The organism is Promicromonospora sp. NFX87 (assembly GCF_048564965.1).
GTDB lineage: Bacteria > Actinomycetota > Actinomycetes > Actinomycetales > Cellulomonadaceae > Promicromonospora.
On sequence record NZ_CP183413.1, the window covers coordinates 260,293 to 283,450 of the forward strand.

Below are 23,158 nucleotides of genomic sequence, written 5' to 3' on the forward strand. Positions count from 1 at the left end.
GGGTCGCTACTCCTGCTCGGCCTCGCCCGGCGGCAGGCCGAGCAGGGCGTCCTCGTCCGGGCGGTGCCGGAGCACGTTCTCCACGTACGACTCCGCGGCCTCGGGCAGCGGGATGTCCCGCTGCGCCTGCTGCGAGATGAACCAGCGGTGGTCGAGGATCTCGTGGAAGAGCTGCGCCGGCTCCAGCTTGCGGCGCATCTCGCGCGGGATGGCGTCGATGGTCGGGCGGAAGACCTGGCGGACCCAGGCGTGCGCCACGATCTGCTCCTGGTCGTTCTGCCGGTCCGTCGCCGCGCGGTAGCTGTCGAGGTCGTTGAGCATGCGCCGGGCCTGGTTCTCCTGCACGTCCAGCCCGGTGAGGCGGAGCAGACGGCGGGAGTGGTGCCCGGCGTCGACCACCTTGGGCTGGATGCGGACCTTGGTGCCGTCGATGTCGGTGGTGATCTCGAGCTCGCCCACGTCGAAGCCGAGGTCGTTGAGCCGCTCGATGCGCGCGGCGACGCGCCAGCGGTCGCCGGAGTCGAAGGCCTCGGAGCCGGTGAGGGCGTTCCACAGCTCCTGGTAGCGCTCGACGAGGGCGTCACCGATGGCCACCTCGTCGACGTCCTCGTCGAGCAGCTCGCCCGCCGAGAGGTCCATGAGCTCGCCGATGATGTTGGTGCGTGCCAGGTCGACGTCGTAGTTGCGCTGGCCGTCGGTCAGCGTGCGGTGGATGTCGCCGGTCTCTGCATCGACGAGGTAGGCCGCGAACGTCTCGGCGTCGCGCCGGAACAGGGTGTTCGAGAGCGACACGTCGCCCCAGTAGAAGCCCACGAGGTGGAGCCGCACCAGGAGCACCGCGAGGGCGTCGATGAGGCGCGTGGCGGTGTCGGGGCGCAGGTCCTGGCTGAACAGCGCGCGGTACGGCAGGGAGAACTGGAGGTGCTCGGTGACGAGCACCGCCTCGAGCCGCTCGCCGTCGGGCGCCCTGCGGCCGGTGATGACGCCGACCGGGACCACCGAGGGCACCTCGATGCGGTGCAGCTGGCGCAGCAGCTCGTACTCACGGTAGGCGACGGTCTCGCCGATCTCCTTGATCGCGAGCACCCGGCCCTCGTGGTTGACGAAGCGGACGATGTGCCGCGAGATGCCCTGGGGCAGCGCGGCGAGGACGTCCTCCGGCCAGTCGACCAGGGGCACGTCCCACGGGAGATCCAGCAGAGCGGGGTCGGGTGCGACCGCGGTGATCTGGAGGTTCTGCTGGGGCATGGGCACCATTCTGACTGACGGAAACGCCGAGGTAGAACTGTGGCGAAGTAGAACCGTGGCGAGGTAGAACGCCGGCTCGCGCTGACGTTCTACTTCGCTGTGGTTCTACTTCGCCACGGTTCTACCTCGGCGACGGTGGCTGAGGATCAGCCGAGACGCTCACCCGTGTTCGCGGAGAAGATGTGCGAGTGGCCGGCCTCGATCGCGACGGCGATGACGTCGCCCTTGTCGGGGACGCTGCGCGGGTCGATGCGCACGATGAGCTGGTTGGTCTCACCGGCGGTGAGGTTCAGCTCCGTGTCGCCCTTGAGGGTGCCGTAGACGAACGCGTCCGAGCCGAGCTCCTCGACGAGGTTGACCTCGACGTCGAACGAGCCGGGGGTGCCGACCGAGACGACGTCGAGGGCCTCGGGCCGGAAGCCCAGGGTCACCTTGCCGCCGTCGGCCTCGGTGAGCTCGCTCGCGATGGAACGCTCGAGCGGGACGTCGGCGGAGCCGACCTTGACGACGCCGTCCTTGACGTCGAACGTGCCGATGTTCATGGCGGGCGAGCCGATGAAGCCGGCGACGAACACGTTGTTCGGGCGGTCGTACATCTCGCGCGGCGTACCGACCTGCTGGAGGACACCGTGGTTCAGGACGGCGATGCGGTCACCCATGGTGAGCGCCTCGGTCTGGTCGTGGGTCACGTAGACCGTGGTGACGCCCAGGCGACGCTGCAGCGACGCGATCTGCGTACGGGTCTGGACACGGAGCTTGGCGTCGAGGTTCGACAGCGGCTCGTCCATGAGGAACACCTGGGGCTGACGCACGATGGCGCGGCCCATGGCGACACGCTGACGCTGGCCACCCGAGAGGGCCTTCGGCTTGCGGTCCAGGTACTCGGTGAGGTCGAGGATCTTTGCGGCTTCCTCGACGCGCTGGCGGATCTCCGCCTTGGGCGTGCCCGCGATCTTCAGGGCGAAGCCCATGTTGTCCGCCACCGACATGTGGGGGTACAGCGCGTAGTTCTGGAAGACCATCGCGATGTCGCGGTCCTTGGGCTGCACGTCGGTGACGTCGCGGTCACCGATGAAGATGTGCCCGCCGTTGACGTCCTCGAGGCCTGCGAGCATCCGCAGCGAGGTGGACTTACCGCAGCCGGACGGGCCGACGAGGACGAGGAACTCGCCGTCCTCGATCTCCAGGTTCAGCTGGTCCACAGCCGGGCGCTCAGTGCCCGGGTAGACGCGAGTCGCGTGATCGAAAGTGACCGTAGCCATGACTAGTACATCCCTCCACCGGCAGGTACGTGCCGGACGATCCGTTGTGGTCGGGTGTCGTTGCTTCCACTCACGTGTCGGCTGTGACACTTGCAGCGCGATCGTACCCCGGTTCGTCAAGGCCGCGGTATCGACCAGGTCACGATCGGGTCAGCCCTCCGACTCACCCATCGGCGCGCAGCGTGCGCGAGAGGTCGGCGAGGACGGCGGCCAGTGCGTCCGGGTCCGGGACGCGGTGCGAGGCGAGCGTGTCGCCGGTGCCCACCTTGATCGACAGGTCGCCGGACTCGAGCGCGCCGAAGGCGTGCTCGTCGGTGGTGTCGTCGCCCGCGTACAGGACGCGCACCTTCTCGACCCCGAGCTCGGCCGCGACGGTGCCCCGCAGCCGGCGCAGGGCCTCGCCCTTGCTGGTCGGCACCACCGACACCTCCACCACGTCCTTGCCGTGCATCGGGGGCAGGCCCAGGTTGGCCGCCACCTCCTCGGCGGCCACGGTGATGGCGGTGGTGTCGTCCACGCTCGCCAGGCGCGTGTGCACGACGGCGGCGGCGGGCTTGACCTGCACCCACGCGCCCTCCCGGCCCGAGACCGCCGACTCGAACCCCGCGACCAGCGCGTCGAGCTGCCCGGACTGGACGGTGCTCAGGTGGAACGGCACCTGCTCGACGCCGGTGGCGGTGGCCCGGCCGGCCTCCGCGCCGTGGCTGCCGACCAGGAACGTGCCGTCGGGGGCGACGGTCCGCTCCGCGAGGTCGGACAGGTCCCGACCCGAGATGAAGGCCAGGCGCACCGGGGCGTCCTGGGCGAGCGCGTGCAGCTGCTCGATGGCGGCGCGCGCGGCGTGCGTCATGGTGGACGCCTTCGGGTCGTCGACCAGAGGCGCGAGGGTCCCGTCGAAGTCGCACGCGAGCAGCCAGCCGGTGGTCGGCTTCCTGCGCCGTCCGTTCCCGTTGCCCATGCGGGCGAGCCGGCCGCGCACGGGTGCGCCGTCGGGCACGGTGGTGAACGCCGTCAGCGCGTCGCTGAGGTTGTGGTGGCGCGGCTCCGCGGAGCGCGGGTCCACCGTGAGCGGCCGGGGCGGCACGGCGGTGAGCACGCCGAGGAAGGTCTCCGACCACTTCGCGACGTCGTCGGACAGGACCTTGCGGCGCAGGCGGCGCATGCGCCGCCGCTGTTCCTTCGGGTCCATGGTCGCGGCGGCGACGATGATGTCCTTCATGCCGTCGATGTCGTGCGGGTTGACCAGCAGCGGGCCGGGGGAGAGCTCGTCGGCCGCGCCGGTGAACTCGCTCAGCACCAGGGCGCCGCGCTCGTCGGAGCGGGCTGCGATGTACTCCTTGGCGACCAGGTTCATGCCGTCGCGCAGCGACGTCACGAGCAACACGTCCGCTGCCAGGTAGAGCGCCGCCATCTCCTCCGGCGGGTAGGAGTGGTGCAGGTAGTGGATGGCGGAGTGCCCCAGCTCGCCGTACTCGCCGTTGATCCGGCCCACCAGGACCTCGACGTGCTCGCGGAGCTCCTGGTAGGCGCCGACGTTCTCGCGGCTCGGGCTCGCCACCTGCACGAGCGTGGCGTGCTCGACGTCGAGGCGGCCGTCGTCGAGCAGCTCGCCGTACGCCTTGATGCGGTGCCGGATGCCCTTGGTGTAGTCGAGGCGGTCGACGCCGAGCATCAGCGTCTCGGGATTGCCGAGGTCGGCCTTGATCTCCTTGGCGCGCGCCTGCACCTCGGGCGTGCGGGCCAGGGTGTCGAACCGGTGGGAGTCGATCGAGATGGGGAACGACGACGCGCGCACGTGCCGGCCGGGGCGCCCGTCGGCGTCCGGGATCGTGATGACCGGGCCGCGCGTGGTGTAGCCGGTGAGGCGGCGTGCGGACCGCACGAAGTTCGCGGCGTCGCCGGTGCGCTGGAACCCGACGAGGTCGGCTCCCAGCAGGCCGTCGATGATCTGCCGGCGCCACGGGAGCTGCGCGAACAGCTCGACCGGCGGGAACGGGATGTGGTCGAAGAACCCGATGCGGAGGTCGGGGCGCAGGTCGCGCAGCATGCGGGGGACGAGCTGGAGCTGGTAGTCGTGCACCCACACGACGCCGCCCTCGGCCGCCTGCTCGGCGGCGGCGTCGGCGAAGCGCTGGTTGACCCGGCGGTACGCGTCCCACCACTGGCGGTGGTAGTCGGGGCGTTCGATGACGTCGTGGTACAGCGGCCAGAGCGTGCCGTTGGAGAAGCCCTCGTAGTAGCGCTCGATCTCGACCGCGGTCAGCGTCACCGGGACCAGCAGCATGCCGTCCGCCTCGAACGGCTCGTGCGCGAGGTCGGGGGCGCCCGACCAGCCGACCCAGGCGCCGTCGGCGTCCTGCATCACGGGTTCCAGCGCGGTGACGAGGCCACCAGGAGACCTCTGCCAGGTGAGATCGCCGTCTGGGCCGACCGAGAAGTCAACTGGAAGTCGGTTCGCGACGACGACCAGATCGTACCCGTCTTTACCCGGCAATGTACTGCTCCTTAGTTGTAGAAGAGTCTCGCTGTCCAGTGCCAAGAGTAGCGGCGCCTCTTGCCTGCTCAGGGTAACGAGCGGCCTGTTCACTCGCCGCACGCGTGCACGGGAATGCCGGGCGTCGGCTGCCCGCGACGACTACGGTGTGCCTCATGAAGGAGGTGAAGGCCTCGATCTCGATCCCGAACGGCGCCGGCCCTGCGGCCGGCTCGAAGCTCGGTGGTTACACGGTCGTGCGCGAGATCGGGTCGGGCGCCATGGGCGCCGTCTACCGCGCCGAGGACGACGGCGGGCACCCCGTCGCGCTCAAGGTGCTGCACCGCCACCTCGACGACCCCGCCGCCCGCGAACGCCTCCGCCGGGAGGCCGCCGCGCTCCAGGGCCTGCGGCATCCCGCCGTGGCCCGCGTGCTGGACGCCGAGCTCGAGGGGCCCGAGGCCTTCATCGTCACCGAGCTCGTCGAGGGGCCCACGCTCGAGGAGGAGATCGACGAACGCGGTCCGCTGGACTCCCGCGACCTCTTCGAGCTCGCCGACCAGCTCGCCGACGCGCTGGAGGCCGTGCACGGCACCGGCGTCGTGCACCGCGACCTCACGCCGTCCAACGTCCTCATCGCGCGCAGCGGGCCGGTCCTCATCGACTTCGGGCTCGCCCAGGGACCGGGCGACGTCCGGGCGACCCGGACCGGGTTCGTCATGGGCACCCCCGGCTACCTCGCCCCTGAGCTGCTCGACGGCGCGGAGCCCGGACCCGACACCGACTGGTGGTCCTGGGCCGCCGTGCTCGCGTTCTCCGGCACCGGCCGCGCACCGTTCGGCGTCCGGCCCACCGAGCTCGTGCTGCGGCGCTCGCGGCAGGGCCAGGCGGACCTGGACGGACTGTCCCCGCGCACGGCCCGAGCACTGGGGGCGGCGCTCCGGGCAGTGCCCGTCGAGCGCTGGGGGCCCGACGAGGTGGCCAGAGCGCTCAAGGCCGAGTCGGCGGCGTTCGTCGCCGCGACGAGGGGTTCCGACGGTTCGGGCGGCGCGACGGTGGTGCTCGGCTCCGCCTCCAGTGACGGCCGCACCGCCTCGACACCCGCCGACCTCGGCTCGACGCGGGTCATGCCGCAGGGCCTCCTGTCGCACCCGGTGTCCGAGGCCGCCGGGGGCGTGGGGGTCGGTGCCGCGGCAGGTGCGGCCGCCGTCGCGGGCGCTGCCAGAGGCCGGTCGGTCACCGGACGGGCGGTCGGCGCCTCACGCCCGGCTCCGCCGTCCGTCGAACCGGTGCTCACCCCGGCGCAGACGAATCCCACGCACGTCACCGGCTACCGGGGGCTGTTCGTCGTCGTGGGGCTCGCGCTGGTCGCGCTCGCCACCACCCGGCCAGGGATCGCCGTCGTCCTGCTCGTCGCACTGATGATCGTGTCCCGCCTGGCGGGGATCGCCGTCGACGAGTTCCGCAACCGCCGTGCGCGACGCGGCCCGAGCCGGGCCGACGCGCTGGTGGCGACCCTCCTGTCGCCGTGGCACCTCCTGCGCGCGGTGCTCGGCGTGCTGCCCGCCGCGGCGGTCGCCATCTGCGCGGACGTCATCATCGTGCTGCTCGGGCTCATCGTGTTCGCGCCCGGCAACGTGATCATCGCCCCGATCCAGACCGTCGAGGCGCGTTCGGTGGGCGGCATGAACGAGCCCATCGTCGACAGCCTCGTGCTCGGTATCGCGATGCTGGTCACCGTGGTCGTCGCGTGGTTCGGGCCGGCGTCGTACGGGACGCGCGTCGGCGCCGGGCCGCTGCTGCGCCGGATCGCACCGGGCCAGGGGCCCAAGGTCATCCTCGTCGTGGTCGTGCTGGCGCTCGCGGTGATCGCGGCGCAACCGTTGTTCGACGGCTCGGTGGACGTGCTGTGGTGGCCCTTGGGAGACCGGCCCGACGTCGTCTGGTGATCCACAGGCCGGGTGTCGGGATCGTAACGAAACGTCCAGCCGTCTCCCAGCGAGGACTTGTAGTCTTGCGCTGGGCGCCTGCGGCGCCTCGCCCCATTGGCCCGCATCTCGAAGGACCCCGATGTCGACGAATCAGACCAAGGCACAGCGTCGAGACGCCGCGCGTGCCGAGGCCCTTGCACTCCAGAAGAAGCAGCAGGCGCGCGAGAAGCGCAGCCGCCTGATCGTGCTGAGCGCGCTCGGACTCGGACTCGTCGTCCTGGTCGTGGCCGTGGTGCTGATCTTCCTCGAGGGCCAGAAGACGCCCATGGAGAAGGTCGACAGCTTCCCGGCCGGTGTCGTCGAGCAGACCGGCATCCCGGTCGGTGCCGACGGCGTCGCGGGTACCGAGAACGAGGGCGCCAAGACGCTCGACGTGTACGTGGACTACATGTGCCCGATCTGCGGCCAGTTCGAGTCGCTGAACAACGCAAGCATTACCGAGATGCGCGAGGCCGGTGACCTCACGCTGGTCGTGCACCCGGTCTCGATCCTGAACCGTGTGTCGCAGGGCACCGAGTACTCGACGCGTGCGGCGTCGGCTGCCGCGTGGGTCGCCGACCAGGCGCCGGAGCAGTTCAACGCGTTCCACGAGGCGCTGTTCGCGAGCCAGCCGGAGGAGAACACCCCCGGCCTGTCCGACGAGCAGCTCGCCCAGGTCGCGGAGCAGGCCGGCGTACCCGCCGATGTCGCCGCCGGGATCGCCAGCGGCGAGGCGCACGAGACCTACGAGGAGTGGGTCACCGCTTCGTCGGAGGTCGCGGGCAGCACCAAGTCCCTCCTGAACGCCGAGGGCGGCTTCGGTACGCCGACCGTGGTGATCGACGGCGAGCGGTTCGAGAACTGGCAGGTCCCCGGCGGGCTGACCGAGGCCATCACCGGTGAGGCGCCTTCCGCGGAGCCGTCCGCGGAGCCATCCGAGTAATCCACAGGGTGTGGACGGCGGGGTCCCGGGCTGCGGCCCGGGGCCCCGCCGTATGTTTCCGGCCTGCCTGTGTCCTCGACTCGGATTCTGGTGTCCGGACCCGTTAGGCTGGTCCCCGCCCGCCGCCTTAGCTCAGCTGGTAGAGCTCCCGCCTTGTAAGCGGAAGGTCGTCGGTTCGAACCCGACAGGCGGCTCCAGAGGCCCGGGATCCCAATGATCCCGGGCCTTGCCGCTCCCCTTACACGGTCCCGACCGAGCGGAAACCCACCGCTATCGCGCCTATGCCGTGCGTCACTGACTGGTGCAAGTTCCCGCGGAACCTGACGGAGGGCGAGCCTGCTGCCAGCAGGGTTGCACCGACGTGGTGGTGTCGGAACCTACTTTCGGCAGGCGTCGGCGTGAGGCTGACCCCACTGAGCTATGACGGCGGTTTGACCGCACGCTGGGTGCCCGTGGCTCCGAGCGCTTGCGCGAACCGGTAGTAGTCGACGATTGGGATGCCGGCTGCGGCGGCCTTGCGGGTTTTGGACGTGTGCGTGGTGGCATCAGGCACGACGAGTATGCCGAGCCGTTCACTGACTGACCCGACTGCCACCAGGCCGACCGCCTCAGCCGCCTGCACCCATTCGGTACGCGTGCGCCCCGGACCTGCACCGGTGAAGCAGACAGTCCCTCCCTCCGCGAGTACGACTCGATCGGCGAGCTCGATTGGCCCTGACCGTGCAGGTGCAGATTTCGGCGCGAACTCGGGCGGCAGCTGGGCGGCGATCTGCTGGAGCCGAATGTTGACCGGGGCGGCCTGGTCCCACATCTCCGTCCAGCCCACGACTCGTCGTTCGACAGGCTCACCCGTGGCTGGCCAAGCCGTCACCATCGAGAGCGAGCGAGCCTCTACCCATAGGGCCGCGGCACGGTTCAACACGGTTATGAGCTCGACGAGCTCGCCGCCGTTGCGCTGGTGGGCGACCAGGCGGGCGTCGTTGCCCGTGTTGGTGATTCCGACCTTGAAACAGCCCCATCTGGGGAAGTGGAACAGATACACGCGGTGCTCGGCGTATGGATCCGCGGCCCCGTCGCAGACGTAGCACGGCACCTGGCCAAGGTTGAGTTGGCGCAGGCTCACCAGGCGTGGGGAACTACACCGCGCACACGTCGCCTCCTGCTCGCGGTCGACTTTCGCCAACGGGTCAGCGACGTGCATCCCGTGAGACTCGAAGCCCATCGCGACATCCTGTGCGCACGAGCCGCCGTTACGTTGATGGCAGACCTGGCAGGCGCACCAACGCCCGGCAAGCTCTGAACCCATCCGGGCGGGCAGTTGCACGGAGATGTGTCCACACAATCGGCAACGGGTAATGACGGGGTGGGTCCCATCGTTGTGCTCGACGGTGTCGACCAAGACGTCGTGGTGGAGTTTGTCGAACATCGCCTCTGTTCGAACAGTGGGCCACCACACGCGTGCCACGGCCTCCCGCACCGTGGATTCGGTTTCAATGAGGCGCGCGAGCTCCGGATCGGCAGGGTTCGCGGCAAGTGCTGCCCAGACTGCGCGGTCTAGATCGGTGTGGTGGGCGCGCAAGCCCAGCTCGGCCCATGACTCCCAGTGGCAGACCCGGCAGACGGGCTCGGCCCAACCGTTCTTGTCCAGGACGTATTCGAACCGAGCCGTAGTGATTTGCCCGCACTCGAGGCAGCGTGCGCGCCGGTGCGCCTTGGTTGTAGTGAACGGTTCGAGCGGCTCCATGCCCCCGACGCGATAGAGCTCGGCGATGCAGGACTCGCACCAGGCGGGGCGGGTGCGAGTTGTGAAGGCCGCGAGGTTTGTGCAGCCGTCGCTGGAGCAGGTCTGTGGGACGGGCATTACGGCATCTTCGCTCATTTGCCCCACACGGTGGGCGTCATCCGTAAGATTCACCCTCCGCCTTGGAGGTCGCAGTCGGCTCACGGATGCCTGATGCGTCAGCGAATACGGAATGCCGGGAATCTATACCGAGGATTCTTCACCCAGACTCGGAGCCCGCTCACTGCGTGGCGCTATCGGATCCGGGTGTAGCTTCCGGCTATGGATCGGCACCTGCGAGTTGCTGGTAGCAGTCGCCAGCGGCGGCGTCGCGAAGCTCCACGCGGAAACTGGGTTCAGCGCATCGTCGGTAACGGCGGTGCCGCTGCACTTCTTGGCGCCATCGTCGGCGGTGTCATCACCGGCGGTACGACGATTTGGGTCGGTGACATGCAGCAAGACGGCGAGACCGAGCGTCAGATTGCGCGGCTCGCGGAGGAAAACCGTGACGAGCAGGCGGCCTTGCGGGAGGACGCATACAAGGCATTCCTCGATGCATCACAGGCGCATGAAAGGAATGCGATCGCCCGAATCGCAACATGCAAGCCCGGCACGGACGAACCACTGAGTAAAGACCAGCCGTGTGTTGTGCCGTTGCTTTCCACCTACGAGGGCTCGCGCTACGACGTTCAGAGCGCCATCAACGAGGTGCACCGAGTCGGCTCCGAAGACGGTATAGCTGCGATGCGCACCGTCGCATCAGCGTTGCCTCCCACACTCTACGAACTTGGGTTTCCCGTCGAGGAGATGCCCGATACCGAACTATTCTCGGTGGGCTTTGACGCTCTGCTCGACATACGGAAATGCGAGACGGTTCCTGTCCCACCGAGGTGGTGTCCGGCAGATTCTGAGTACGGCGAGGAGCAAGCGGGACCCTGACGAATGGGTCGCCAGAGCCCCGCATTGATCCCTACTTAGGCGCCGAAGCGCTCCAGGATGTCGCGGTGGTCGGGACCGACGGCAGGCCTCACCACATAGTGCTTCGCCGTCACAGCCGAGTGCGAGTGCCCGAGCTGTGCCGCGGCGGCCTCGATATCGGCACCGCGCTCGACCGCCGTGCCGACGCTCTTGCGGAACGTCTTCGGAGTGATCCACGTCCACTCCGGGTGCCGCTCGCGGAAGGTACGCCACTGCCGGTCAACGGTCGTCACCTCGCGCAGCCCACCGCGCTCCGAGGGAAACACGAGGTTGAGTTCTCCCGGGGACGCCTCGGCAGCCCGCCTTTCGAGCATCCGCACCGCGAACTCCGGCACCAGGTGCCCGCGTGGCTTTTTGCCCTTGGTGGTGTCCTGTCGAAACAGGCCCACGCCTTTCTCACGAACCACAGTCCCGGTGAGGTAGACAACGTGCTTGGTGAGGTCGACCTCATCCCACCGGAGCGCGAGGGCTTCGCCGGGACGGCACCCCGTAGCGAGCATGACGTCCACCAGATCGTGAAGGTCGATCACGGTCGCCTTCTCGTCGGTGGCGAGTGCCGCCCGGAGCTCGATGACATCCGGCACGCCGAGCGCCCGCACGTCCTCGCTCATGGTCGCCGGTACCGGGGTAACTGAGCGGGCGGGGTTCGCCGTAAGAGCGTCCTCACGTACGGCGACGTCGAGCATGCCCTTCAAGCACGTCAGCGACACTCGCGCGTTTGCCGCGTGCTTCTCCACCTCTCCGGCCACCCAGGCTTCCAGGCGTGACACCGTGCACTCGCGCAACATCAGCCCGCCCAGACCCGGAACCACGTACTGCTCTGTGGTGTACCGGTACCGCTGCCGCGTGTTCACGGCGAGGGCGCTCGGGTCGATCTTGGTTCGAAGCCAGTAGTCCGCGAGGACTTCCAGCCGCGTGTCTGCCGTGATCGTGTCCGACGATGTGCGCTTACGGATGGTCAGGTCGTCCCTCAGGCGGCGCTCCGCCTCCGCACCTGAGCCACCCCACGCCTCGACCTTGCGGGTGCGGCCGTCGTTGTCGCGGAACCGGGCACGCGCTGCCCACCGAATCTTCTTGGGAGGCACGTCCTTGCCATCCGGCGTGTTCCAGGACTTGCCCACCCGAACGAGCCGGACGCCGTTGTAGTACGGGGTGCGGGTGACATTGCCGTGGGATCCCACGGGCATTGGCTTACGCGACATGGTTGGTGACCTCCAGGGTGGCGGTTACTTCGTGGTTGAGGCGGCAGCGGGCGGTATAGCCCGGGCCAGTTAGGGGTTCACCGCAGTCGTCGCAGGCGACGACCTGAGACGGCCCGTATTCGTCCCCCGCAACACCCGCACCCCCGTTTGCGCTGGTCAGAGCGTCGGATCGTGCGGGGGTACGCGGGTGTTGGCGGGGGTATGCGGGGGTTGAACCCCCGCGCTTGACCCGCGTACCCCCGCCTACCCCCGCATCCGAAATCGCTGTGACCTGCGATGACGGGGGTTGCGGGTGTTGCGGGGGTTGGATACGGACCACCTCAGGGGGAGTGATCGCCCAGACGGTGACCTTCTGCCGGTTGCGGGCTCCGAGGTCGTCCACGGTCCAGCCCGCCGACCGCAGCGCCGGGGCGTTCCGCTTGAGCACACCTGCCACGGCCCGCACGCTGCGAGGCCACGTGCGCGGCGGCAGTCCGTCGGGCTGGACCAGGGAGTGGAGGTCGGCAGCGGTGCCCTGCCACGGCTCCGTCAGGGTCTCGGTGAGGGCGGCGAGGAACGGGTCAGAGGTCACCGCATCCAGCGCCAGACTGTTCGCCTGATCGCTGTACGCAGTCAGGGAGTCGGTGCCGTGCACCTGGTCCAGCGCTCCCAGCACCATGGCGAAGTCCGCCATGCGCGGCATCGTGTCGAGACGGACCGAGGGCATCCGCGTCTTGCAGACCCGGACCTGTTCGAGCAGGGCGCCGAACACGCGTGGGTGCGCTGATTCCCAGGCGGTGGCGAGCTGTGATTCCGGGCGGCGTCGGTCCTCGGTGATCCGGTCGAGGTTGACGACGATAGAACGGTCGGCGAGGTCGGGGGCCATGGCGCCGACGTCGATCCCGTTCATGAGGATCACGCGGCGGAACGCGAACACGGACAGCCCGTCGTCGGAGTACAGCTCGCGGCGCACGTCGCCGTCACCGGTCACGGCCCGGCACAGCGAGTCGGACAGCCACGGCGGGATCGTGGAGAGGTTGTCCAGCCCGACCACCCACGAACCCGACGCCGCGGTGACCCACCCGTCAGCGTCGCGTGGCGGTTTGCGGAGCGGCACCGGGGACGGGTCAACGAGCTGCACCAGGTTCTTCGTCGCGGACGACTTCCCGGTGCCCTGCTCACCCAGCAGCGCCAACATCGGGTGCGGGATGTGCGCCCAACCCAGGGCTGCGACGAGCCAGCCCAGCACGAGCGGCCGGTCAGCCTCGGTGACGTTCAGCAGCGCCCACAGGTCTTCCAGGCTCCCGCCTTCCTCGGGCATCGGCAGAGCGCCGGTCAAGGCGGAGCGGCGGAACAGGACGGGTGCCTCGGTGACGACGGACCACCCGTCGATGCCGACGCGCACGACGTGTTCGGCGGCGTCGCCCAGGTCGATCCACGTCGCGCCGGCGTGCTCGGCGACGCGCACGTGAACCTCTACCGGCTCGGACTCGGTCGCGGTGCCTTGCAGCACGAGCAGCGCGTCAGCCAGCGCCTGCTGTCCCGCGATTGCCCCGGTGCGTTCCCGGTACGCCTTGGCCAGCTCGCCACGCAGTGAGGACCGCCCACCGCGCAGCATCCGCACCACGTTCCCGCCCGTACGCGGCACGGCGTAGGCGTCACCGTCGGGCGTGCATCCGAGGTCGTACCGCTCCAACGCGAGGTCCACCAGGATCGCCGCGGCGGTCTTCTTCTCCGGTGCCCCGTCAGCTGACACGGCGGCGGTTGCCGGGTCGGGTGTCGGGGCGTCAGGGGCCGTCTCGTTCGGCTGCGGGGTGCTCATGCTGCCGCGCTCCGGGTGAACTGCTCCTCGACCCATGCCTCGACGTCAGCGAGGCGGTAGCGCAGGTGGCGGCCGATCTTGACGCCGGGCGGCGTCGGGCGACCGGCGGAGCGCTGCACGTACAGGCTGCGGACCGGGATGCGGAGCATGTCGGCCACCTCCTGCGGCGTGAGCAGCACGTGAGCGACTGCGGCTGTGGTGTTCGGGGTCATGGCGGTCTCCCTCTGCGGCGTGAGTGGTCGTGGTTGGGCGGGCGAGGTCATGCGGCCATGTCGCGTGGTGATGCGACCGAGGTAGCGGGCAGGACCGAGGCGCGGACGGCCAGGAGGCGGTGCAGCGCGTGGGCGGCTTGCTGCGGGACGACTCCGTTGCCTAGGGCTTGGAGCTGTTCGTTGCGGGTCGTGTCGGTGTCGGTGACCCATCCCGCGGGTAGGCCCTGCATCCACTCCACGAACCGTGGGGCCAGGCGCTGCGCACCACCGCGGCCGGTCGGCTCGGTGGGCGCAGGCGCGAGACGTCCGAGGATCGGTTCCCACCGCTCGATCGCCGGGGTGTAGGTCCCGAACACGGGCCGGTCGTCCCAGCCCGGCGTAGTCCCGAGGGCCGTGCCGAGGTTTGGGCCGTACCGGTCGGCGCTCTGGCGGTTCTCGTTGTTGCTCGCCTTCGGCGTCGGCAGCAGCGTGACCGCGCTGGGCAGCATCAGGTCCCCGGAGGAACCGCGCTGGTTCGGTCCACCCTTGGTGCCGTCCGTGGCGCGCGGCGTGGGCAGCAGCGCTACAGGTGCTCCATCTGGTCGGCCAGCGTCGGCTGATGTCCGCCCCGCCGGCGCTTCGCCGGTGCCTGGCTCCCACCGTTCGTCGCGAGCTGCGCGGTCGGAGTGGCCAGCAGCAGCGGCAGCGCCCGCAGTCCCGGTTCGGAGCGGCGCAGGTCGCCCGGCGAGGCTCCCTTGGAGTCGGTGGTCTTCGGCGTCGGCAGCAGCGGCTCCCCAGCCCATCCAGGCGGGATCGGCGGTGCGGGTGTCCCAGGCGAGGACGAAGACACGGAAGCGGCCGTGCGGGGCGCCGACGTCGGCAGCGCGTAGGCCTGTCCACGCAGCGTCATACCCGAGACTGGAAAGGTCTCCGAGTACACGTCCGAGGGCTCGAAGATGGGGAGCATGTCTTGCTGAGGTGTCCGGGTCCACGCATCGCGGGCAGGATCCCAGCTCGCGATCGACCTCTGACTGGGCGCAGGCTGAATAGGCTCCACGGACGTTCTCCCATATGACGAGTCGGGGACGGGTGATCGCGATGGCCTCACGCATCGCGACCCAGAGGTTGGAGCGGGTGCCCTCGGTCATGCCGGCGCGCTTGCCGGCCTGGGACAGGTCCTGGCACGGCGACCCACCCGCGAGGAGGTCGATCGGCGCCGCGGCGGCCCAGTCGACGGCGGTGACGTCGCCGAGGTTCGGGACGCCGGGGAACCGGGTGGAGAGGATTCGGCAGGCCGCGGGATCGACCTCGGACACCCACGCCAGGTCCACGGCACCGAACACGAGCTGCAGAGCGAGCTCCAGCCCGCCGTATCCGGCGAACAGTCCACCGGCCCGCAGCGGTCGGCCCAGGGGCAGGGCAATGGCGGGCGTCATCGGGTCGCTTCCTCGGTGTTGAGGCGACGCCAGGTGGCAAGGGGCGTGCCGTCGTCGTCGGTCATCGCGGCCATGCCATCGGCTACCTCGTCGGCGCTCCAAGCGACGTCGGACACCGTGCGGGCGTAGGGCCGCTCGATCCGGGGGAAGATCCACCACCAGGTGGTGCGGCGTGTGACGAGCGTGTCCAGGTCAACGACGGCGAGCTGTTCGCCGTCGGGGCTGGTCTCGGCGCGCACCGGGTAGGTCCCGGCCTGGGCCTCGGAGTCCTCCAACCGTTCGCGCTGTCCGGGCAGGGCGGGCCAGTAGCACCAGCTCGTGTGCGTGCGGTGTACCTCGAGAACGAACGCCTCGACGCGGTGGGCAGGCTTTGCCGGCACGGCGGTCAGGTGGCGGGTGGTGTGCTTCATGGTCGTGTCTCCCTCGGGGTCAGGCGGCGTCGCGGACGCAGGACAGGGCGGGCGTGGCAGGCCAGGTGGCCAGGCAGTCGGCAGGCGTCGGGAGCGGCTTGGCCTCGCCCCACGGGCGGGGGCGGGCGAGGTTCGGGCGGACGGCGTCGGACATGGCGCGGTAGGCGCGCCACCGCGCGGCGGCCTCGTCGTCGGCCAGGCGTCGGCCCACGGAGACGCCATCGGCGTGCCCGACGTCGTACCCCTCGGCGAACCAGGCGACACGGCCGTCGGTGCGGCCGTCGGCGTGGCCGGTCTCGTAGCCGTGCAGCCACGCGGCCATGACCTGGCGGGAGTGGGTGCGGTCCATGACGGGTCCCTTCCTGGTGCGAGCTAGCGGGGGTGGTGCTGCCCGGCCCGTGGGCCGGGCAGCGGTGCGGGTGTCAGGCGTCCAGGACCTCGCGCAGCAGCGCGACGTGAGCGGGGAACACCTCGCCTTCCAGGGCGGTGGTGAGCTCGGCGTACGAGTCGGCGGGGAACCAGCCGGCGTAGCGGGCGTCGTCCATGCCGTGGACCTCGGGCAAGGGCAGGCACCGCATGGTCAGGACGGCGGGGACGGTGACCATCCAGGCGTTGGCTCCGGCGCGGGGGTCGTTCACGCCCCGGGCGGGGAGCATGTAGAACTCGCCCGGATACCGGACCAGGCCGGTCTCCTCGGCGAGCTCGCGGACGGCGGCGGCCTTGGGGGTCTCGCCGGGGTCGAGCATCCCGCCGGGCAGTGCCCAGCCGTGGCCGTCCTCGCGCTCGACGAGCAGCACGCGGCGGCGGTTGTTGATGTCGAACGCGAGCACGATGGCATCGGCGGCGACCGCCTCGCCCCAGTGCCACAGGCCGTTACGACCCTCGGGCAGGCCGCCCGTGATCGGGTTGACCGGCAGGCCGTCCACGACGTCGAACGGGACGACGGCGCGGGCCTGACGCTCGGCCCAGTCGATGTCACGCGGGTCGGTGGTGTCGGGGCCGTTCGGGGTGGTCGTGTTGAACGTGAGGCTGGTCATGGTGGGTTCCTCCTGGGCCGCTGGGCGGCCTGTTTTTGGCATGGGTGGGGTAGGGGCGCGGCGGTAGCGGTAGCGGCCGGCCGTGCCCTCAGCAGTGCGTGAGGTGGGGGTTTCGGGGTGCGCCGTGTGGGGGCGCTACCCCGCTACTTCCGCAGGATTCTGCGGTTTGTGGCGGTAGCGGTGCCGCTACCGGTAGCGGGGCCTGCGCTACCGTTCGCCGGGCTCGGCGGTGCCTCGGCGGGGGTGGTGGTGGCTACCTCGGCGGGCATCGGACCGATCGCGATGCGGGCCATGAGCGAGACCAGCGCGGCAGTGAACGCGATGACTGTGATCACTGCGGTGAGGGAGGCGATCAGGTCCAGGCCGAGGGCCGTGGCGGCGACGCTGAGGCCCATCGTCACGACGAACACGGCTCCGGTGCGGCGGACGGCGCGCTCGACGGCGGCCACGAGCGCACGAGCGTCGCGCACGAGCTCGGCGTACTCGGTCGGGCTGAGGTTGTCGTTGCGGTTCACGGTTCCTCCTACGATCGGCGGGCGGTGTGGGTCGGGCGGTGGTGTGCTCGGTCGGCTATGCGGCGTCGGCCTCGGAGTCGGCGTCCATGGCGGTGGCGGTGGTCGCAGGGCGTGCCTCGGACAGCAGGCGGCGCGCGGTCCGGTCGGTCACGTGGTGCCCGGCGTCGGCCAGGGCGGACAGTGCGTCGCGGGCGGTGGCGTCCGGGTTGGTGGACAGCAGCCCGGACACGATGTTCAGGCGGACAGCCCGGTCACCGTTCGACACGGGGCGGACAGTCCGGCGCGGCGCGGGGCGGACAGCGGCCCGGACAGCGGACGTGGCCTGTCCGGCCGCCGGGGTGGCGGACAGTCCGGCCATATCCGCCAGCTCTGCCCGGACAGCGTCGTCGACGCGCTCGGTGTAGTCCGGCCCGGACAGGACCGGGGCGGCGAGCCCAGCGACGCGGTTGTTGGCCTCGATGTGCAGGCGGGCGACGTCGGTCACGGCGTCGGCGACGGCGGACAGGGAGTCCAGCCACTCGGCGGTCCGGGTGCGCATCTCGGCCGGGGGTACGGACTTGAGCGCGACCGCCCGGGCGGCCCGGCGTCGGGCCTCGGCCTTGTCGATGGCGCGCCGGGCTGCGGGGGTGCCGTCGTCGGCGGCGTGCGCCCGGACAGCGTCCTCGGTGGTGAGGAACAGGGCGTGCATCCGCATGGACTGCCGGATGCCGGACCAGGTCGCGCCGGACGCGAGGTGGCGGTCACCGATCAGGGCCAGGTGCCACATCAGGGCCGCGAGCAGCGGCACGATGAACCGGAACAGGACCGCGCCGGCGGGGTGGCCCATGTAGAGCTCGTGCCATGCGGCGAACACGCCGGACGCGGACGACAGCGCCCACGTGAGGGACAGCAGGACTCCGCCGGGGCGGTTGTCGCGCGCTGCCTCGCGGGCCAGCAGCGCGACGGTGATGAGCGAGAGCTCGAACACGCCCGCCGTGGTGTACGCGGTGCCCTGGTTCATGCCCAGGACGTCGATGCCGAACGAGACCATCGCGAGGTAGGCGGAGCCGGTGGAGATGAGGGCGACGGAGATTGCTCCGGCGAGGACCAGGCGACGCGAGCCCGGTCGGGTGGTGTGGGTGCTCATGGTTCAGTCCTCCTCGGTGGTGGTGTCGGGCAGTGCGATGACGTCGCCGGCGGCGGCGGTGACGTCGGCGCGGACCAGGCCCTTGCGGACGTTGGTGCCGCGCTTGACGTTCTTGGAGGTGACGCCGTGGCGCTTGGCGGCGGCGTTGACCTGGGCGGCGGTCCAGCCCGCGTACAGGGCGGGCTTGGACTCGGCCAGGCGTTCGGCCAGGACGTCGGACCAGATCTTCCCGTTGGCCCACTCCGGGTCGTTCTCGGGCCACACCGCGAGCAGGTGGTCCAGGATCGTGGAGTGGTCCGTGTCGGCGGGCTCGTCGCCGGCGGCCATGCCCGTGAGCAGGCCCTTGGCCTCGCGGATGGCGCGGGCGCGCTCGACGATCTTGTCGGCCATGGAACCGTCGATGAACGCGCCCCGGACGAGCTGCGGGTCCGACTTCTCACCGGCGAGCAGGGCGATGCCCTTGTCCTCCTGGGAGAAGATCGTGGCCCGGTGCCCCGCCTTGTACATCGAGGTACCCAGGACCATGTCATTGGTCGTCTGGTCCCCCACGCGCAGGCACATGCGCAGCGACAGCAGCGCGGAGATGCCGGTGGGGATGGCGTCCTTGTTGGGGCGCTGGGTGGCGAGCCACATCATGATGCCCAGGGCGCGGCCGCGTCGGGTGATGTCCTCGACGGCGGCGGTGATCTCGTCGCCGTAGTCGCCGTCGGTGAACGCGAGCTGTGACTCGTCGATGACGAACAGCAGCGGCTTGAACCCGTACGGGTTACCGACCGCGGCGAGCTCGTCGGTGACCTTGGACTCGGCAGCCACGTCACGGGGCAGCTCGCGGATGATCCGTGCCCGGCGGCGCATCTCGGCCTTGACCGCGAGGAGGTCGGCCCGCAGGGCCTGGAGATCTTCCGGGTCGTCACCGGCGTTGCACACGTGGGCGATGGGGGCGAACGGCATGAGGTCGCCGGTGCCCTTGAGCTCGTGGATGTGCAGCTCCGTGCGCGGGTCCAGAGCGGCACCCAGGATCAGCACGCGGAGCAGGAACGTCTTGCCCATGCCAGGCAGGCCGCCAACGATCCCGTTGTTGTACATGAGGTTCGTCGAGACGTGCCGCCCGCGCTGGTCCTCGCCGATGACGAACGGCTCGAACACGTTGACCGTGCCCTTGTTGCGGTACTTCCACTGGGCGACGTCCCGCTCGGAAAGGCCCTTGTCCGCGATGAACAGGTTCAGCCGCGAGGGGTGAGCCTTGGGGTTCCCCTCGGGCCAGACCGTGTCTTCCGGGCGGCGCAGCGCCGAGGCGAGACGGTCCTTGCGCTCGATCACGTCCGCAGCGGTCGCGCCGGGCGGGAGGTCGATGTGGATCTCGACGCCGCCCGTGGTCGGGAAGATCCGCAGCACCTTGATCTCGGCGTTGCCGCGCTTGGCCTCGCCCATCGAACCCAGCCCGAGCGTGAGCAGCGCGTCCGTGACGACGTCCACGGTGAGCTTGGGGACGTCGCTCTTGTGGGTCTCGGCGATCGGGGTGGCGGCGTGGCGGGTGCCGACGACACCGAACGCGGTGAGCGCTGCGGTACCGGTCGCGATGGCAGCAGCGGTCAGGCCCTCCGGGCCGGTGTAGGTGTAGAGGGTGACCCCGGCGACACCGGAGGTGAACCCGGCGGCGGCCAGGCCACCGAGCCGGGCGCGGACGCCGTCGGCGTGCTCCTTGCGCAGGGTCTTCCACTCGGCGGTGCCCTTGACGCCGAGCATGAGCGCGGCGCGGGTGGTCTTGTTCTCGGCGTCGGTCACCCACCGGGCCAGGTCCCGCACGCACAGTCCGAACCCGAGCCCGGCGCGGGCCAGGAACTTGGGCAGGTAGACGAACGGCAGTCGGATGCCGTGGTGCCCGACCCATGACGCCAGGAACGCGCTCTCGCGACGGACCGCGCCGACGAACACCTCGGGCGACTTGGCCCACTCGGGCAGGATCGTCAGCGGCTCGTGGTCCCCGCGGTGCTCGACCACACGCGGCGCACGCGGGGCGGCGTCGGCCTCGGGTGCGGTGGGGGCGTCGATGACCTCGCCGGTGAGCGAGTTGTTCTCGGCGGCCGTGACCGTGCTCTGGTTCAGCAGCCCGGCGGAACGGACCGTGAGGTCGGCGGCGGGACGGTCGAACATGGCTTGCAGCTCGTCATCGTCCGGGGTGCGCCCGGACGGCGTGTGCTCGTCGTTCGGCGTCGTCATCAGGCACCCGCCACAGAGGAGGCGGCGGACACGAGCCCGTCGAGGAAGGACCCGAGCGCGCTCAAGAGGGGGGCGCCGAATGCCGTGGTGGCCAGCGTCAGACCGAACAGCATCCCCAGGATCAGGGACCCGTTCGACGTCTTCTTGAACGCGAGGCCCGCGACGACGAGGACGAACATGATGAAGAACAGGGGCATGGTGACCATGGCGGTTACTCCCTTTTTCAGGCGGTGCGGGTGGCGGGACGGATGACGACCCGGCGGGCCGTCGAGAGCGGGCTACCGGCGGTGTACGTCGGGGCCGTGGACGTGGCACGGTTGGTGCTGCTCTCGACCGCCGTACGCAGGACGACGCCGAGAGCGACGACGGCGCGGCGGTGACGGCGGATCGTGACCTCGTCGGGCGACATGGCGAGGGCGCACTCGGCGTCCACCACAGCGACCTCGGCGTCGATCACGGGTTCCTCAGCGGCGATGGCCGCGAGCTCGCTCGGCGTCGGCTCGTCGTCGAACGCGGCGGCAAGGGTGGTGTAGGTGCTCATCGGTTGCCCCCGGTGTTCTCGTCGTTCTGGGCCTCGGCGTCGAGCGCCGCGCTGTGAGCCGTGGCGACGGTCTCCTTCATCTCCTTGACGCGCTCGGACATGTCCTGCGCCTCCTGGCCGACGTGGGCGGTGCCGTCGTGCTGGCGGCCGTGGCCGTCTGTGACGAGCGTGCGGGCGGCCCCGGCCAGGGCCAGTGCCGCCTCAAACAGGTAGCGGCGTGCTTCGCTCAGCGCCCCGGTGCGGTAGATCGACATGTCTCGCCTCTCGATTGGGCTAGCCTGGCTAGCCATCTGACCGTGTGGTTGGAGACTTGCACAGGCTGGCTAGCCATGTCAACAGATGAACGAAAGTTGGCTGACTTGGCTATCCATGCGGGTACTGTTGAGGGCATGAGCGCCCTCGACCCTGACGACCCGCGTCCGCCCTACCAGCAAGTCGCGGCAGCACTCCGTGCCGCGATCCTCACGCGCACCATCGCGCCAGGCGACAAGCTGCCCTCCCAGAAGGAACTAGGAGAGCACTACGGCGTCGCCCGCATGACCGTTCAGCAGGCACTACGCATCCTCAAAGACGATGGGCTCGTGACATCTCGGCAGGGGAGCGGGATGTACGCACGCGAGCGGACCGAACGACCCGTTGGGCTCCGTCCACATCTCGAAATGGCCTTCGAAGCGGATGACGTCAGGATCGACGTGGTGGGCTACACCGCCGAGACGCTCCACGGTGCGATCGCCGAGCCGCTCGACAAGATCCGGACCGGTCGACTCACGCCCCAGTCGATCCACATCCGGCTACTCATGTCGGACATGAGTAAGCCGCTTGCGCTACCAGCCGCCGTCAGCGGCGACGACGACGACAACGCCGGTACCCGGCAGCGGATGGCAGACATCGGGCACCGGCACATCAACGCCGTCAGGGACTCGGTACTCGAACTCGCAGACCTCGAACTCGTACCTACGGTCACGGTTGAGGCCCGCTCGTTCGGGTCCGCTCCGGTCTTCAAGGCGTACGTCATCAACGGAACTCTCGTCTTCTTCGGCTTCTACCCAGTCGTTACGCACGACGTCAGGGTCAACGGCGAGAAGGTCAGCATCTACGACCCGATGGGCAAGGATGCTGTCCTCTTCCACTACACAGACGACGGCGACCCCGAGTCCATTGAATCAACCTTCGTCGTGCAGGTGCGCCAGTGGTTCGACAGCGTCTGGAACAGCGTGGCGACCGAGGTGGCTCCGTGACCGACGCCGCGCAGCTCCTCAACGAGTCGGCCGCCGTACTCCTCGACTTCGACGGCCCTGTCACGCCGCTCATGCCAGCGCCGGCCAACATGCACGCCGCCGACGCCGGTCGGCAGGCGCTCACCGCCCACGGGGCCACTCCACCCAACGACATCGCCACGACGTCGGACCACCTAGCCGTCATCCGCTGGACCGGAACATACGCACCGAGCGATCTCGCCGACGTCGAAAACGCATGCACCGCGGCGGAAATCGAGTCCGCGCGAACCTGCACACCCACCCCTGGCGCACACGCACTCCTCGCTGCTCTCCACGCCGCAGGAACGCCGGTCGTCATCGTCAGCAACAACGCCGCTGAACCGATCCGCGTATATCTCGGACGTCACGGCTTGATGGGGTACGTGCGCGACGTTGTCGGGCGCCCGTTCATGCGTCCAGACCTCATGAAGCCGCACCCGCACACCGTCCGGCGTGCCCTGGAGATGGCGGGGGTCGCTGCCCAGGATGCCGTTCTCATCGGAGACTCGGTGTCCGATATCGAGGTGGCGCGAGCGGCCGACGTCCAATCCATCGGCTACGCCACGACACAACAGCGCGGGACCGAGCTGCGCGAGGCGGGTGCCGACGCCGTCATCGAGAGCATGTTGCGTCTTGTGCGAACTGGGGATCTGAACTAACAATGTGCACTCAAGCCGAGAGGCCCCCCACCTGATCGGGTGGGGGGCCTCTTCTGCGCTAGTGCCGCACTGCCCACATCATCTCAGCGAGCTGCAAGACGAGAACAGCT

At 69.9% G+C, this 23,158-nt stretch carries 22 protein-coding genes and 1 tRNA gene; 6 read left to right on the forward strand and 17 right to left on the reverse strand.

Annotated elements, in window-relative coordinates; translation table 11 throughout:
- Positions 1-6: 6 nt before the first annotated feature.
- The 3 genes from ACNYC2_RS01275 to otsB all read right to left on the reverse strand — a co-directional run bounded on the left by ACNYC2_RS01275 (position 7) and on the right by otsB (position 5,049).
- Positions 7-1,257: a DUF4032 domain-containing protein gene (locus ACNYC2_RS01275; protein ID WP_419705316.1), complete on the reverse strand. Its 1,251-nt coding sequence runs from the start codon at positions 1,255-1,257 to the stop codon at positions 7-9.
- A gap of 137 nt (positions 1,258-1,394) precedes the next feature.
- A complete protein-coding gene (locus ACNYC2_RS01280) occupies positions 1,395-2,510 on the reverse strand; it encodes an ABC transporter ATP-binding protein (RefSeq protein ID WP_419705317.1) in 1,116 nt (371 codons plus the stop codon).
- Positions 2,511-2,673: 163 nt separating this feature from the next.
- Entirely contained in the window at positions 2,674-5,049 is a 2,376-nt protein-coding gene (gene otsB, locus ACNYC2_RS01285) for a trehalose-phosphatase (RefSeq protein ID WP_419705318.1), read from the reverse strand.
- 110 nt (positions 5,050-5,159) lie between these two features.
- On the opposite strand from otsB, the gene ACNYC2_RS01290 reads away from it, so the two are divergent.
- From ACNYC2_RS01290 to ACNYC2_RS01300, 3 genes are all read left to right on the forward strand, one after another.
- Positions 5,160-6,932 (forward strand): protein kinase domain-containing protein, encoded by a 1,773-nt coding sequence (locus tag ACNYC2_RS01290; RefSeq protein ID WP_419705319.1) that lies wholly within the window; start codon positions 5,160-5,162, stop codon positions 6,930-6,932.
- A 121-nt stretch (positions 6,933-7,053) separates the two neighbouring features.
- Positions 7,054-7,896, forward strand: coding sequence for a DsbA family protein (locus tag ACNYC2_RS01295; RefSeq protein ID WP_419705320.1), 843 nt, complete (start codon positions 7,054-7,056; stop codon positions 7,894-7,896).
- Positions 7,897-8,017: 121 nt separating this feature from the next.
- Positions 8,018-8,093, forward strand: a tRNA-Thr gene (locus ACNYC2_RS01300).
- Positions 8,094-8,314: 221 nt separating this feature from the next.
- Here the strand turns inward: ACNYC2_RS01300 and ACNYC2_RS01305 are convergent.
- The gene (locus tag ACNYC2_RS01305) at positions 8,315-9,775 is read right to left on the reverse strand and encodes a hypothetical protein (RefSeq protein ID WP_419705321.1); all 1,461 of its coding nucleotides are present in this window, start codon (positions 9,773-9,775) and stop codon (positions 8,315-8,317) included.
- 183 nt (positions 9,776-9,958) lie between these two features.
- Between ACNYC2_RS01305 and ACNYC2_RS01310 the strand changes: the two genes are divergently transcribed.
- Positions 9,959-10,615: a hypothetical protein gene (locus tag ACNYC2_RS01310; protein ID WP_419705322.1), complete on the forward strand. Its 657-nt coding sequence runs from the start codon at positions 9,959-9,961 to the stop codon at positions 10,613-10,615.
- A 35-nt stretch (positions 10,616-10,650) separates the two neighbouring features.
- Here the strand turns inward: ACNYC2_RS01310 and ACNYC2_RS01315 are convergent, their stop codons facing one another.
- The 13 genes from ACNYC2_RS01315 to ACNYC2_RS01375 all read right to left on the reverse strand — a co-directional run bounded on the left by ACNYC2_RS01315 (position 10,651) and on the right by ACNYC2_RS01375 (position 21,387).
- Positions 10,651-11,775, reverse strand: coding sequence for a tyrosine-type recombinase/integrase (locus ACNYC2_RS01315; RefSeq protein ID WP_419705323.1), 1,125 nt, complete (start codon positions 11,773-11,775; stop codon positions 10,651-10,653).
- A 70-nt stretch (positions 11,776-11,845) separates the two neighbouring features.
- Positions 11,846-13,657, reverse strand: coding sequence for a hypothetical protein (locus tag ACNYC2_RS01320; RefSeq protein ID WP_419705324.1), 1,812 nt, complete (start codon positions 13,655-13,657; stop codon positions 11,846-11,848).
- Positions 13,654-13,869, reverse strand: a complete 216-nt coding sequence (locus ACNYC2_RS01325; protein WP_419705325.1) for a helix-turn-helix domain-containing protein — start codon at positions 13,867-13,869, stop codon at positions 13,654-13,656. The genes ACNYC2_RS01320 and ACNYC2_RS01325 overlap by 4 nt, the downstream gene beginning before the upstream one ends.
- A gap of 47 nt (positions 13,870-13,916) precedes the next feature.
- A complete protein-coding gene (locus ACNYC2_RS01330; RefSeq protein ID WP_419705326.1) occupies positions 13,917-15,284 on the reverse strand; it encodes a DNA cytosine methyltransferase in 1,368 nt (455 codons plus the stop codon).
- Positions 15,281-15,694 (reverse strand): hypothetical protein, encoded by a 414-nt coding sequence (locus tag ACNYC2_RS01335; protein ID WP_419705327.1) that lies wholly within the window; start codon positions 15,692-15,694, stop codon positions 15,281-15,283. The genes ACNYC2_RS01330 and ACNYC2_RS01335 overlap by 4 nt, the downstream gene beginning before the upstream one ends.
- Before the next feature lie 19 nt (positions 15,695-15,713).
- Positions 15,714-16,043 carry a hypothetical protein gene (locus ACNYC2_RS01340; RefSeq protein ID WP_419705328.1) on the reverse strand — a complete coding sequence of 110 codons (330 nt, stop codon included), beginning with the start codon at positions 16,041-16,043 and terminating at the stop codon, positions 15,714-15,716.
- Positions 16,044-16,116: 73 nt separating this feature from the next.
- Entirely contained in the window at positions 16,117-16,731 is a 615-nt protein-coding gene (locus ACNYC2_RS01345) for an NUDIX domain-containing protein (protein WP_419705329.1), read from the reverse strand.
- Between the two features lie 143 nt (positions 16,732-16,874).
- Positions 16,875-17,246, reverse strand: coding sequence for a hypothetical protein (locus ACNYC2_RS01350; RefSeq protein ID WP_419705330.1), 372 nt, complete (start codon positions 17,244-17,246; stop codon positions 16,875-16,877).
- Positions 17,247-17,301: 55 nt separating this feature from the next.
- Positions 17,302-18,372 (reverse strand): hypothetical protein, encoded by a 1,071-nt coding sequence (locus tag ACNYC2_RS01355; protein WP_419705331.1) that lies wholly within the window; start codon positions 18,370-18,372, stop codon positions 17,302-17,304.
- A gap of 3 nt (positions 18,373-18,375) precedes the next feature.
- Positions 18,376-20,592 carry an FtsK/SpoIIIE domain-containing protein gene (locus ACNYC2_RS01360; RefSeq protein ID WP_419705332.1) on the reverse strand — a complete coding sequence of 739 codons (2,217 nt, stop codon included), beginning with the start codon at positions 20,590-20,592 and terminating at the stop codon, positions 18,376-18,378.
- Entirely contained in the window at positions 20,592-20,798 is a 207-nt protein-coding gene (locus ACNYC2_RS01365; protein ID WP_419705333.1) for a hypothetical protein, read from the reverse strand. Before ACNYC2_RS01365 ends, ACNYC2_RS01360 begins: the two co-directional genes overlap by 1 nt.
- Positions 20,799-20,815: 17 nt before the next feature.
- A complete protein-coding gene (locus ACNYC2_RS01370; protein ID WP_419705334.1) occupies positions 20,816-21,133 on the reverse strand; it encodes a DUF6284 family protein in 318 nt (105 codons plus the stop codon).
- Positions 21,130-21,387: a hypothetical protein gene (locus ACNYC2_RS01375; protein WP_419705335.1), complete on the reverse strand. Its 258-nt coding sequence runs from the start codon at positions 21,385-21,387 to the stop codon at positions 21,130-21,132. The genes ACNYC2_RS01370 and ACNYC2_RS01375 overlap by 4 nt, the downstream gene beginning before the upstream one ends.
- A gap of 135 nt (positions 21,388-21,522) precedes the next feature.
- On the opposite strand from ACNYC2_RS01375, the gene ACNYC2_RS01380 reads away from it, so the two are divergent.
- Positions 21,523-22,371: a GntR family transcriptional regulator gene (locus ACNYC2_RS01380; RefSeq protein ID WP_419705336.1), complete on the forward strand. Its 849-nt coding sequence runs from the start codon at positions 21,523-21,525 to the stop codon at positions 22,369-22,371.
- Entirely contained in the window at positions 22,368-23,048 is a 681-nt protein-coding gene (locus ACNYC2_RS01385) for an HAD family hydrolase (RefSeq protein WP_419705337.1), read from the forward strand. The genes ACNYC2_RS01380 and ACNYC2_RS01385 overlap by 4 nt, the downstream gene beginning before the upstream one ends.
- Positions 23,049-23,158 lie beyond the last annotated feature (110 nt).